10 protein-coding genes are annotated in these 12267 nt (G+C 68.0%); all 10 read left to right on the top strand.

The window, feature by feature from the left end; translation table 11 throughout:
- The first annotated feature begins 78 nt into the window (after positions 1-78).
- Complete coding sequence (locus ABU113_RS16720; RefSeq protein WP_454560602.1) at positions 79-822, top strand: glutamine amidotransferase; 744 nt, start codon at positions 79-81, stop codon at positions 820-822.
- Complete coding sequence (locus ABU113_RS16715) at positions 822-1508, top strand: protein glxC (protein WP_454560601.1); 687 nt, start codon at positions 822-824, stop codon at positions 1506-1508. The genes ABU113_RS16720 and ABU113_RS16715 overlap by 1 nt, the downstream gene beginning before the upstream one ends.
- Before the next feature lie 10 nt (positions 1509-1518).
- Positions 1519-2850 carry an FMN-binding glutamate synthase family protein gene (locus tag ABU113_RS16710; RefSeq protein ID WP_454560600.1) on the top strand — a complete coding sequence of 444 codons (1332 nt, stop codon included), beginning with the start codon at positions 1519-1521 and terminating at the stop codon, positions 2848-2850.
- An 83-nt stretch (positions 2851-2933) separates the two neighbouring features.
- Positions 2934-4241: a type III glutamate--ammonia ligase gene (glnT, locus tag ABU113_RS16705; RefSeq protein ID WP_454560599.1), complete on the top strand. Its 1308-nt coding sequence runs from the start codon at positions 2934-2936 to the stop codon at positions 4239-4241.
- Positions 4242-4244: 3 nt separating this feature from the next.
- Positions 4245-5495: a sarcosine oxidase subunit beta family protein gene (locus tag ABU113_RS16700; RefSeq protein ID WP_454560598.1), complete on the top strand. Its 1251-nt coding sequence runs from the start codon at positions 4245-4247 to the stop codon at positions 5493-5495.
- A 9-nt stretch (positions 5496-5504) separates the two neighbouring features.
- Positions 5505-5753 (top strand): sarcosine oxidase subunit delta, encoded by a 249-nt coding sequence (locus tag ABU113_RS16695; protein ID WP_454560597.1) that lies wholly within the window; start codon positions 5505-5507, stop codon positions 5751-5753.
- Positions 5750-8608 carry a 2Fe-2S iron-sulfur cluster-binding protein gene (locus tag ABU113_RS16690; protein ID WP_454560596.1) on the top strand — a complete coding sequence of 953 codons (2859 nt, stop codon included), beginning with the start codon at positions 5750-5752 and terminating at the stop codon, positions 8606-8608. Before ABU113_RS16695 ends, ABU113_RS16690 begins: the two co-directional genes overlap by 4 nt.
- Complete coding sequence (locus ABU113_RS16685) at positions 8601-9260, top strand: sarcosine oxidase subunit gamma (protein ID WP_454560595.1); 660 nt, start codon at positions 8601-8603, stop codon at positions 9258-9260. Before ABU113_RS16690 ends, ABU113_RS16685 begins: the two co-directional genes overlap by 8 nt.
- A gap of 55 nt (positions 9261-9315) precedes the next feature.
- Positions 9316-10194, top strand: coding sequence for a formyltetrahydrofolate deformylase (gene purU / locus ABU113_RS16680; RefSeq protein WP_454560594.1), 879 nt, complete (start codon positions 9316-9318; stop codon positions 10192-10194).
- Between the two features lie 1048 nt (positions 10195-11242).
- Positions 11243-12217 carry an Abi family protein gene (locus ABU113_RS16675; protein WP_454560593.1) on the top strand — a complete coding sequence of 325 codons (975 nt, stop codon included), beginning with the start codon at positions 11243-11245 and terminating at the stop codon, positions 12215-12217.
- Positions 12218-12267 lie beyond the last annotated feature (50 nt).

Raw genomic sequence — 12267 nt, 5'->3', positions numbered from 1 at the left:
GCAAAACCTCAACCTGCCGAAGCTTCGTGACGATCTCGTCGGGCTTGTGTCGCTTGTTTGCCATTGTGGTCCTCCTTCATGGTCAAAACCATACTTCAAGGTGGACCCGTTCAATGGGGGTGGATCAAACTGACCGCCCGGCTGGGCGCGACGCTGCCGATCGTGGTGCGCGATACCCACGCGGTGCTGAGCGTGCCGATGGCGCTGGAGACGGCGGTGCGTACCGAACTGGCGGCGCTGGTGCCCGGTCTCGACGTGGTGTCGGCCGGCGGGCGGATGGAAATCTACAAGGAGGTCGGCCTGCCGCCGGAGGTGGCCCGGCGCTTCGGTCTGGAGCGGATGCGCGGCACCCACGGCATCGGCCACACCCGCATGGCGACGGAAAGCGCGGTGACGACGCGCGGCGCCCACCCGTTCACCACTGGCGCCGACCAGTGCCTGGTGCACAACGGTTCGCTGTCCAATCACAACGGCGTGCGCCGCACCTTGCTGCGCGAGGGCCTGCGCATCGCCACCGACAATGATTCCGAAGTCGCCGCCGGCTACCTGACCTGGCGGATGCGCGAGGGCTCGACACTGGGCGGTGCGCTGGAAGAGGCGCTGGACGATCTCGACGGCTTCTACACCTTTGTGGTCGGCACCGAGAGCGGCTTTGGCGTGCTGCGCGACCCCATCGCCTGCAAGCCGGCGGTGATGGCGGAAACGCCCGACTATGTCGCCTTCGGTTCGGAGTATCGCGCGCTGGTCGACCTGCCCGGCATCGAGCAGGCCCGCGTGTGGGAGCCGGAACCCGCCACCGTCTATTTCTGGGAGCGCCACTGATGCCCAGCGTCGATCTCGCCACCACGCCGCTGCGCGACCTGAACGCGGCGCTGCACGCGCTGTCACTCGACACGCCCGACACCCACTGGACCGTCACCAACCCGCGCGGTCGTCACTCGGTGGCGGTCGGCGTCGCGGTGCCGGTGACGGTCGAGGTCGCCGGTCATGTCGGCTATTATTGTGCCGGCATGAATGAGCGGGCCACCATCATTGTCGCGGGTTCGGCCGGCGTCGGGGTGGCGGAAAACATGATGTCGGGCCGGGTGCATGTGAAGGGTGACGCCAGCCAGGCGGCCGGCGCCACCGGGCGCGGCGGGCTGTTGGTGATCGACGGCAACGCGTCGGCCCGCTGCGGCATTTCGATGAAGGGCATCGACATCGTGGTCAAAGGCAATATCGGCCCGATGTCGGCGTTCATGGCCCAGGCGGGCCGGCTGGTGGTGCTGGGGGATGCCGGTGACGCGCTGGGGGACTCGATCTACGAGGCCCGCCTCTATGTGCGCGGGGCGGTGAAATCGCTGGGTGCCGACTGTATCGAGAAGCCGATGCGCGAGGAGCATCACGCCGAGTTGCGCGCGCTGCTCGATGCCGCCGATCTCGCCGACGTGCCGACAACGGCCTTCCGCCGCTACGGTTCGGGGCGCACGCTGTACAATTTCCACGTCGACAACGCCGCCGCTTACTGAGGGGGACATCATGGACATCGCCAACATCCCCCACACCACGCCGCGCAAATCTTCGACCTTCGACGATTATACGCTGTCGGAAATCCGTCGCGCGGCGGCCACCGGCATCTACGATATACGTGGCGGTGGCGCCAAGCGGCGCGTGCCCCATTTCGACGATCTGGTCTTTCTCGGTGCGTCCGTGTCGCGCTATCCGCTCGAAGGTTACCGCGAGAAATGCGCCACCGACGTCTGGCTCGGCACGCGTTTCGCCAAAAAGCCCATTCATCTGAAAATCCCGGTCACCATTGCCGGCATGAGCTTCGGTTCGCTGTCGGCCCAGGCCAAGGAAGCGCTGGGACGTGGCGCCACCCTTGCCGGCACCTCGACCACCACGGGTGATGGCGGCATGACGCCGGAGGAACGCGGCCAGTCGCAGACGCTGGTCTATCAATATCTGCCGTCGCGTTACGGTATGAACCCGGTCGATCTGCGCAAGGCCGACGCCATCGAGGTGGTGATCGGCCAGGGTGCCAAGCCCGGTGGCGGCGGGATGCTGCTGGGCCAGAAAATCTCCGACCGGGTGGCGGAAATGCGCACCCTGCCCAAGGGCATCGACCAGCGTTCCGCCTGCCGGCATCCGGACTGGACCGGGCCGGACGATCTGGAGATCAAGATCGAGGAACTGCGCGAGATCACCGACTGGGAGAAGCCGATCTACGTCAAGGTCGGTGCGACGCGGCCCTATTACGATACCGCGCTGGCGGTGAAATCGGGCGCTGATGTCGTGGTGCTCGACGGCATGCAGGGCGGTACGGCGGCGACCCAGGAAGTGTTCATCGAGCATGTCGGCATCCCGACGCTCGCCGCCATCCGTCCCGCCGTGCAGGCGTTGCAGGATCTGGGCATGCACCGTAAGGTCCAGCTCATCGTCTCCGGCGGCATCCGCAACGGCGCCGACGTCGCCAAGGCGCTGGCGCTGGGCGCCGACGCGGTGTCGATCGGCACCGCGGCCCTGGTGGCGCTGGGTGACAATGATCCGGCGTTGGAGGCTGAGTACCAGCAGCTCGGCACCACGGCTGGCGCCTATGACGACTGGCACGAGGGCCGCGATCCGGCCGGCATCACGACGCAGGATGCCGCGCTCGCCGCCCGGCTCGATCCGGTGGCGGCCGGCCGGCGGCTGGCCAATTATCTCGCGGTGATGACGCTGGAGGCGCAGACCATCGCGCGCGCCTGCGGCAAGAGCCACGTGCATAATCTTGAACCGGAGGATCTGGTGGCGCTGAGCATCGAGGCCGCCGCCATGGCGCAGGTGCCGCTGGCCGGCACCGGCTGGATTCCCGGCAAGACGGGATTTTGACGCAAAAAAATAATCACAGGAACCGGTGACCGGCCGGCGAGAGAGCGCAAGGGACCGAAGGCCAACTGCAGGGGGTGCCGATTATGCCGATTGATCTCGCCAAGGCGGCCAAGGACCGCGGCATCAAATATTTTCTGATCTCCTTCACCGACCTGTTCGGCGTGCAGCGCTCCAAGCTGGTGCCGGCCGCCGCGATCGGCGAGATGGTGAAAACCGGCGCGGGCTTCGCCGGCTTTGCCACCTGGCTCGATATGAGCCCGGCGGACTCCGACATGTTCGCGGTGCCCGACCCGGACAGCCTGATTCAATTGCCGTGGAAGCCGGAAGTCGGCTGGCTCGCCGCCGACCCGGTGATGAATGGTGATCTGGTGGAGCACGCGCCGCGCAATGTGCTCAAGCGGATGATCGTCGCCGCCGCCGACAAAGGCTTCGAGATGAAGTCCGGCGTCGAGTGCGAGTTCTTCCTGCTCTCGGCCGACGGCAGCATGATTTCGGACGCCGCCGACAAGCAGGCCAAGCCCTGCTACGATCAGCAGGCGCTGATGCGCCGCTACGATGTCATCACGGAAATCTGCGACGCCATGCTGGCGCTGGGCTGGAAGCCCTATCAGAACGATCATGAGGACGCCAACGGCCAGTTCGAGATGAACTGGGAGTATGACAGCGCGCTCATTACCGCCGACCGCCATGCCTTTTTCAAGTTCATGGTGAAATCGGTGGCGGAAAAGCACGGCCTGAAGGCGACTTTCATGCCCAAGCCGTTCACCCATCTCACCGGCAACGGCTGCCATGCGCACGTCTCGCTGTGGTCGACCAAGACCAAGAAGAACCTGTTCGGCGATGCCAAAGGCGAACTCGGGCTGTCGCCGCTGGGCTATCAGTTCATCGCCGGCCTGATGCACTCGGCGGAAGGCCTGACCGCGCTCACCAACCCGACGGTCAACAGCTACAAGCGGATCAACGCGCCGGTCACGCTCTCGGGCGCCACCTGGTCGCCCAACACCGTGACCTACACCGGCAACAACCGCACCCACATGATCCGCATTCCCGACGATGGCCGCTTCGAGTTCCGGCTGGCCGACGGTTCGGCGAACCCGTATCTGCTGCAGGCGGCCCTGCTGGCGGCGGGGCTCGACGGCATTGCCAACAAGCGCGACCCCGGCAAGCGGCTGGACATCAACATGTACACCGACGGTCACAAGGTGCGCGGCGCCAAGAAGTTGCCGCTCAACCTGCTTGATGCGTTGCGCGCCTTCGAGAAGTCATCGGTGCTCGCCGAGGCGTTCGGGCCGGAGTTCATGGCGGCTTACGCCAAGCTGAAACTCGGCGAATGGAACGACTATGCCCGGCACCTTTCGGGATGGGAACGCGAGGCGACGCTGGACTGCTAGATCATGGGTTATTCCGCTTTCTCCCTGCTGAAGAACGCGCTGACCGGCCATCGCCATTGGCGGCCGGCCTGGCGTGATGCCGCGCCGCAAGCGCAATACGACGTGGTCATCGTCGGCGGCGGCGGCCACGGGCTCGCCACCGCTTATTATCTGGCGCGCGTTTACGGCGTGCGCCGGGTGGCGGTGGTGGAAAAAGGCTGGATCGGTTCGGGCAACGCCGGACGCAACACCACCATCATCCGCTCCAACTATCTGCTGCCGGGCAACATCCCGTTCTACGAACTGTCGATGCAGCTGTGGGAAGGGTTGGAGCAGGAGCTGAATTACAACGCCATGGTCAGCCAGCGCGGCGTGCTGAACCTCTATCATTCGGATGCCCAGCGCGACGCCTATGCCCGGCGCGGCAATGCCATGCGCCTGCATGGCGTCGACGCCGAACTGCTGGACCGGGCGGCGGTCAAGCGGATGCTGCCCTATCTCGATTTCGACAATGCCCGCTTCCCCATTCAGGGCGGGTTGCTGCAGCGCCGGGGCGGCACCGCCCGCCACGACGCAGTGGTGTGGGGCTATGCCCGCGCCGCCGACCGGCTGGGCGTCGACATCATCCAGAACTGCGAGGTCACCGGCATCCGTTCTGAACAGGGCCGGGTGGTCGGCATCGAGACGACGCGCGGGTTCATCGGTGCCGCCAAGGTCGGGCTGGCGGTCGCCGGCAATTCCTCGCGGCTGGCGGCGATGGCCGGGCTGCGGCTGCCGATTGAGAGCCATGTGTTGCAGGCCTTCGTGTCGGAAGGCGTGAAGCCGCTGATCGACACCGTCGTCACCTTCGGCGCCGGGCATTTCTACATCAGCCAGTCCGACAAGGGCGGGCTGGTGTTCGGCGGCGACATCGACGGCTACAACAGCTACGCCCAGCGCGGCAATCTGCCGGTGATCGAGGACGTCTGCGAGGGCGGCATGGCGCTGATGCCGATGATCGGCCGGCTGCGCCTGCTGCGCCACTGGGGCGGCATCATGGACATGAGCATGGACGGTTCGCCGATCATCGACCGCGCGCCGGTCGACGGCCTCTATCTCAACGCCGGTTGGTGCTATGGCGGCTTCAAGGCGACGCCGGGCTCGGGCCTGAGCTTCGCTCATCTGCTGGCCACCGATACGCCGCACGAGACCGCCACCGCTTTCCGGCTCGATCGCTTCGGTCGCGGCGCGGTGATCGACGAAAAGGGCCAGGGCGCCCACCCGAACCTGCACTGAGGCCGCGCGATGCTGATCCCCTGTCCCCATTGCGGTGCCCGATTGTCGGAGGAGTTCGTCTGCCATGGCGACGCCACGCGCCAGCGCCCCGCCTATGACGCCTCCGACGAGGCCTGGACGGATTATGTTTATCTGCGCGACAACCCCGCCGGCGCGCACCGGGAGCACTGGTATCACGCCGCCGGTTGTCATGCGTGGCTGGTGGTGACGCGGGACACCCGCACCCACCAAATCATCGGCGTGGAGGTGGCGCGATGAGCGGGCAGCCTTTCCGCCTCGTGTCCGGTGGGCTGGTCGATCGCCGGCAGTCGCTGCGCTTTCGTTTCGACGGCCAGGACTATGAAGGCTTCGCGGGCGATACGCTGGCCTCGGCGTTGCTCGCCAACGGCGTGCGCCTGGTCGGCCGCTCGTTCAAATATCACCGGCCGCGCGGTATTCTGACCGCCGGCCCGGAAGAGCCCAATGCGCTGGTGGAACTGCGTTCCGGGGCTCGTCGCGAGCCCAACACCAAGGCCACCACCGTCGAGCTGTACGACGGGCTGGAGGCGGCGAGCCAGAACCGCTGGCCGTCGCTGGCGGTCGATCTGCTGTCGTTGAATGGCCTGTTGTCGCCGCTGTTCGTCGCCGGCTTCTACTACAAGACCTTCATGTGGCCGGCGAAAGCCTGGGAGGCGCTCTACGAGCCGCTGATCCGGCGTGCTGCCGGGCTTGGCCGGGCCAGCGGCGAGGCCGACCCCGACGCCTACGAAAAGTCGCACGCCTTCTGTGACGTGCTGGTGATCGGCGGCGGCCGCAGCGGCCTTGCCGCGGCACTGGCGGCGGCCCGCGAAGGCAAGCGCGTCATCGTCGCGGACGAGGACACGCGCCTGGGCGGGCGCGCTCTTACCCGACCCGGTGATGCGGACGCGCTGGCGGCGATGCTGGTGGAGCTGGCGGCCAATCCGCGCGTGACACTGATGCCGCGCACCAGCGTGTTCGGGGTCTACGACGGCGGCGTCTATGGCGCGCTGGAGAAGGTGAGCGATCATCTGCCCGAGCCGGCGCCGTTCACGCCGCGCCAGCGGTTGTGGAAGGTCATCGCACATGAGAGCGTACTGGCGGCCGGCGCGCTGGAACGGCCGATCCCGTTCGCCGACAACGACCGGCCCGGCGTCATGCTGGCCGGCGCGGTCGCGACCTATCTGCATCGCTTCGGTGTGGTGCCGGGGCGACGCGCGGTGGTTTACACCAGCACCGACGAGGGCTGGCAGCTGGCGGCGGACCTGTATGCGGCCGGTGTGACGATCGAGGCGATTGTTGACCCGCGTGGCGCGGTGGCCGAGGCGGTGCAGGCCGGCGTCGTTGCCAGCGGCGCGCGGCGGCTGATCGGCGCGCGGGTGGTCCGGGCGCTGGGCGGGCGGGCGCTGCGGGGGGCGCGCGTCGTTGACGCCCATGGCCAGACGGTGACACTGCGCTGCGATCTGCTGGCGGTCTCCGGCGGCTGGACGCCCAATCTGGCGCTCACCCATCATCACGGCGGCAAGCCGCGCTGGGACGAGGTGCTGCAAAGCTTCCTGCCCGGCGCGCCGCCACCGGGGATGCGCGTGGTTGGCCGCGCGGCCGGCGAGGGGCTGGCGCCGCTGGTCGACCTGCCGGCACCGCCGGCCAAGGGCAAGAGCTTCATCGACTTCCAGCATGACGTGACCGCCGCCGACATCCGGCTGGCCGAGCGCGAGGGCTATCGCTCGGTGGAGCATGTCAAACGCTACACCACGCTGGGCATGGCGACCGACCAGGGTCGCACCGCCAACCTCAACGGTCTCATGGTGCTGGCGGAAGCGCGCGGTGCCGCGATCCCCGATGTCGGGCTGACCATGGCGCGGCCACCCTATGCGCCGGTCGCCATCGGGGCGCTGGCCGGGCCGCATCGCGGGCGGGATTTCCGCCCGACCCGGCTGCCGGCGGCGCACGGCTGGGCGGTGCGCCAGGGCGCGGTGTTCGTCGAGGCCGGCCAGTGGTTGCGGGCGCAGTATTTCCCGCGCGCCGGCGAGACGGACTGGCTGACGACGGTGAGCCGGGAGGTGACGACGGTGCGCTCCAGCGTCGGCCTGTGTGACGTGTCCACGCTCGGCAAGATCGACGTGCAGGGCGCCGACGCGGCCGCGTTTCTGGAGCGCGTCTACATCAACGGCTGGGCGTCACTCGCGGTCGGTCGCGCCCGTTATGGCGTGATGCTGCGCGAGGACGGCTTCGTGATGGACGATGGCACCACCGCCCGGCTGGCGGCGGACCATTTCATCCTCACCACCACCACCGCCAATGCCGCGCGGGTGTTCCAGCATCTGGAATACTGCCATCAGGTGCTGTGGCCGACGCTGGACGTGCAGCTGGCCTCGGTCACCGACCAGTGGGCGCAGTTCGCCGTCGCCGGGCCACGGTCGCGCGAGACGCTGGCCCGCCTGGTCGACGCACCGTTCGATCTCGCCAACGAGGCCTTCCCCTATATGGGCGCGGCCGAGCTCACCATTGGCGGCGGCCTGCCGGCCCGGCTGTTCCGCATCTCCTTCTCCGGCGAGCTGGCCTATGAGCTGGCGGTGCCGGCCCGCTATGGCGAGGCGGTGGCGGCGGCGATCATGGCCGCTGGCGCCGACTTCGGCATCTGCCCCTACGGCACCGAGGCGCTGGGCGTGATGCGCATCGAGAAGGGGCACGCCGCCGGTGCCGAACTCTCCGGCCAGACCACCGCCACCGACCTCGGGCTGGGGCGGATGCTCTCGAAGACCAAGGACTTCATCGGCCGGCGCATGGCCGAGCGGCCGGCGCTGACCGATCCGGCGCGCCCCCGCCTGGTCGGGTTGCGGCCACTGGACCCCGCCGCCCGGTTGCGCGCGGGTGCCCATCTGGTGGCGCTCGCCGACCCGGCGGATGCCGCCCACGACGCCGGCTACGTCACCTCGGTGGCGTTCTCGCCGAGCCTCGGCCAGTGGATCGGGCTCGGCCTGCTGGCCGGCGGGCCGGACCGGCTGGGCGAGCGGGTGCGCGCCGTCGATCCGGTGCGCGGCGGGCCCGAGCTGCTGCTGGAGGTCTGCGCGCCCTGCTTTGTCGACCCGGAAGGAGTCCGCCTGCGTGTCTGAGCCGCTGTTCCCCCTAGTCGCCACCTCGCCGCTGGCGGACCTCGCGGTGCCGGGCCGGCTCGGCCGCGCCGACGGGCCGGCGGGGCTGGTGCTGCGGGAGCGCCGGGGCCTGGCGCTGGCGACGGTGATCGCGCGCGCCGGCGTCGACCGGCTCGGTCTCGACGGGCTCGGTCTCGACGGGCTCGACCTGCCGGACACGCCGCGCTGGGTCGCGGCCGAGGGCGTCACCGCCGTGTGGGCCGGGCCGCGCCAGTGGCTGTTGCTGGCCGAGGGCGGTACAGCGGCGGGGGTGGCGCCGGGCTTCGTGCCGGGGCTGGCGCGCGCGCTGGCGGGGCGGGCCTCGGTCGCCGACCAGTCGGACGGGCGGACGGTGCTGCGGCTGGCCGGACCGGCGGCGCGGGCGACGTTGGCCAAGCTCGCCGGCATCGACCTCCACCCGGACGTTTTCCGCCCCGGTGACGTGGTGCTGACCCGCATGGCCCAGCTCAGCGTGGCGTTGTGGCAGGTGGCGGACGATCCCGTCTATGACATCGCCTGCTTCTCGACCTTCGCCGCCAGCCTGTGGCACGCGCTGGTGAGCGCGGGCGCGGCGGCGGGCATCGATGTGCTGGCGCCGGCCGCCGCCGGGGAGACCCGCTCGGGCCTGCCCTGACCGGCGACACTTTTGCCGATGAATTTTAACCCGTTGATGCTAAAGGCAGGCGGCCATGACGACCGAAACCTACGCGCTCACCCTTTCGTGCCCCAACCGCCCCGGCATCGTGGCGGCGGTGGCGACCTTCCTGTTCCAGCATGACTGCAACATCTTCGAGGCGGAGCAGTTCGACGACATGGAGAGCGATCGCTTCTTCATGCGGGTGCTGTTCAACCCGGTGGGCGACCTGCGCGGGCGCGACGCCCTGACCGCCGAGTTCGCCGAGGTTGCCGACCGGTTCGCCATGACCTGGACGCTGCGCGACCGCCGCCAGCGCCGCCGGGTGATGATCCTGGTCTCGAAGTTCGACCACTGCCTGGCCGACCTGCTGTACCGCTGGCGCATCGGCGAGCTGGAGATGGACATCGCGGCCATTGTCGCCAACCACCCGCGCGAGACCTACGCCCACCTCGATTTCGACGGCATTCCGTTCCACTATCTGCCGGTAGGCAAGGACACGGCGGGCAAGGACAACAAGGCCGCTCAGGAGGCTGAAATCCTGCGGCTGGTGCACGATACCGGCACCGATCTGGTGGTGCTGGCCCGCTACATGCAGATCCTGTCGGACCAGCTGTCGGCGGCGCTGTCGGGCCGCTGCATCAACATCCACCACAGCTTCCTGCCCAGCTTCAAGGGCGCCAGGCCCTACCACCAGGCGCACGCGCGCGGGGTGAAGATCATCGGCGCCACCGCGCATTACGTGACCTCGGACCTCGACGAAGGCCCGATCATCGAGCAGGACGTCGAGCGCATCAGCCACGCCGACAAGCCGGAGGATCTGGTGCGCAAGGGCCGCGACATCGAGCGCCGGGTGCTGGCGCGCGCCATCCGCTATCACCTCGATGACCGGGTGATGCTCAACGGCCGCAAGACGGTGGTGTTCGCCGACTAGGGGCGCCGGACAGGGTCGACCGGGAAATTGTGCCGCATTTTCAGCGTGTTGGTGATTTCGCCTGAAGGCGTTGTTCGCAATCGTTGTTCGCGGGCGAACGGCCTCCCGATGGCAGGGGGCGGACGCACGGCCACCGCCGCCGCACGAACCGTCCGGTCCGCCGGGCGAGAGGCCCCGCGCCGACGGGCGAGGGGTGAGCCGACGATAACAAAGAGCCACGAGAAAACAACAGGTTACAGCGCGTCCGGCGGGCTCGCACGACCCCGGACCCACCGCCCGCGCCGGCCGGCAACAACCGGCGGACACGGGCGATGTAGGTTTTATACATCAATGACGGGTAAAAAGCAATCCTTCGGGCCATGTCGCCAGTCCCCGGCCATCCTGTCGTGACGCGGGCAGGGGGGGGAACACCCCCGGCACAACACCCGTGCAACGGCCGCAAAAGGGGTGAAAATGGCCGCGAAAACGAGTGTTCGGGGCGGTGAACCCCGCGATTCCACCCGCAAAACACCATCCATCATCGAAAAAACGCGCCAGATCACGGTGAAATGCCGCGCGAAACACCCCCAACACGCGCCTGAAACGCGCCTGGCGAGGGGTAACAGCGGTGAAACAGCGGCCGGCTCGCCGGTTCGCGCGAGGTGGGCGGCGGATCAAGGTGCCCCCTGGTGCCGCGCGCGGGTGGCGCCTGCGCTGTCTGGTTGCGCGAAAACGGCTATGGACGCGCCCGCCGGGGTTGTTATCATGCCGTCATGACAGGCGGTCCGTTATTGTGCCGGCGATTGGGGAAGGGCGGTAGGGAGTGGTCGCTCCCGCCATGCCCGCCCGTGCCATGCCCCACCATCCGCGCCGCGCCCGGCCGATCTCAACGATCGGTTGAGCCACGGGTCAGGCTTATTGATTTGTTCAGCTATGCGCACTATGTGCATATTGATCGCACCCGCCCGGCCTCTGTCTCTCGGGACATGCACACTGGGCGGGTCTTTTGTTTTCAGGCTCAAGCGAAGGCAGGGGGACTGACGACCGCGGCGACCTTGGGGCGCGCCGCGTGACGCGGTCCTATGCCAAGGCCGCGCTCACTCTGCCGGAGCAGATCGGCCATCTGCGCGCCAAGGGCATGCGTGTCGACGATGAAGCGGCCGCCGCATTCTGGTTGCGCCATGTCAGCTATTACCGGCTGAGTGCCTATTGGCTCTATTTTGAACACCCGAAGGAACAGCTTGGCCCGCGCTTTCGGGACGGTACCCGCTTCGAGGACGTCACCGCGCTGTACGATTTTGATCGCCTTCTGCGTCGTCTCGTCATGCGAGGGACGGAGCATGTCGAGGTGGCACTGCGCGGCAGCTGGGCCTATCAGCTGGGTCAGCTTGGGGGCGGCCATGCCTATCTCAATGCCAGCCTCTACAGCAAACGGGATGAATTCCACAGCAGCCTGGCCAAACTGGCGGCTGAAGTGGGGGTGTCACGCGAGACCTACATCAAGCATTATCGTGACCGTTATGACGACCCGGCGCTGCCACCGGTGTGGATGGTGGCCGAGATGATGTCGTTCGGCCACCTGTCGCGCTGGTATTCCAACCTGGCTGATCGAAGCCTGCGCAACCGCATCGCCCAGCCGTTGGGCTTGCCGGAAACCGTCCTCGTGCCGCTGATCCGGCACGTCACCGACGTGCGCAACATCTGCGCCCACCACGGCCGGCTGTGGAACCGGGGCTTCCTGGCGCCGCCGAAGCTGGGCGACAAGCCGGAGGCCTTGCGGCAGTCGCTGGATCAGGCGGCGCGCCAGGCGCCGGCAAAGCTCTACAACGGCCTGACCATGATCGGCCATGTCGTGCGGACGGTGGCGCCGGCCTCGACCTGGTGGGCGGATATCGCGGCGCATGTCCAGACGCACCCGACCGGGGATCTGGCGGCCATGGGTTTCCCTGCCGACTGGCAGGCGAGGCGGTCGCGTCCGTCAAGGTGGTGTAATTTCGGCTGTGGCCGTGGGCCATCGTCAGGCGGCTTTGGCGGTGATGTGTAGGGGCTGATTTTCCTCCTCGATCATGGGTTGGTTGAGTTCGGCCATGCCTT

The sequence above is a fragment of the Parapedomonas caeni genome, from assembly GCF_041060555.1.
Classification (GTDB): Bacteria; Pseudomonadota; Alphaproteobacteria; order Sphingomonadales; family Sphingomonadaceae; genus CAUJIW01.
This window is presented reverse-complemented; position numbering and strand designations above follow the sequence as displayed.

Coding starts and splice junctions, on each gene's coding strand:
- ABU113_RS16720 (WP_454560602.1), top strand. CDS start 79: ATGGTCAAAACCATACTTCAAGGTGGACCCGTTCAATGGGGGTGGATC.
- ABU113_RS16715 (WP_454560601.1), top strand. CDS start 822: ATGCCCAGCGTCGATCTCGCCACCACGCCGCTGCGCGACCTGAACGCG.
- ABU113_RS16710 (WP_454560600.1), top strand. CDS start 1,519: ATGGACATCGCCAACATCCCCCACACCACGCCGCGCAAATCTTCGACC.
- glnT (WP_454560599.1), top strand. CDS start 2,934: ATGCCGATTGATCTCGCCAAGGCGGCCAAGGACCGCGGCATCAAATAT.
- ABU113_RS16700 (WP_454560598.1), top strand. CDS start 4,245: ATGGGTTATTCCGCTTTCTCCCTGCTGAAGAACGCGCTGACCGGCCAT.
- ABU113_RS16695 (WP_454560597.1), top strand. CDS start 5,505: ATGCTGATCCCCTGTCCCCATTGCGGTGCCCGATTGTCGGAGGAGTTC.
- ABU113_RS16690 (WP_454560596.1), top strand. CDS start 5,750: ATGAGCGGGCAGCCTTTCCGCCTCGTGTCCGGTGGGCTGGTCGATCGC.
- purU (WP_454560594.1), top strand. CDS start 9,316: ATGACGACCGAAACCTACGCGCTCACCCTTTCGTGCCCCAACCGCCCC.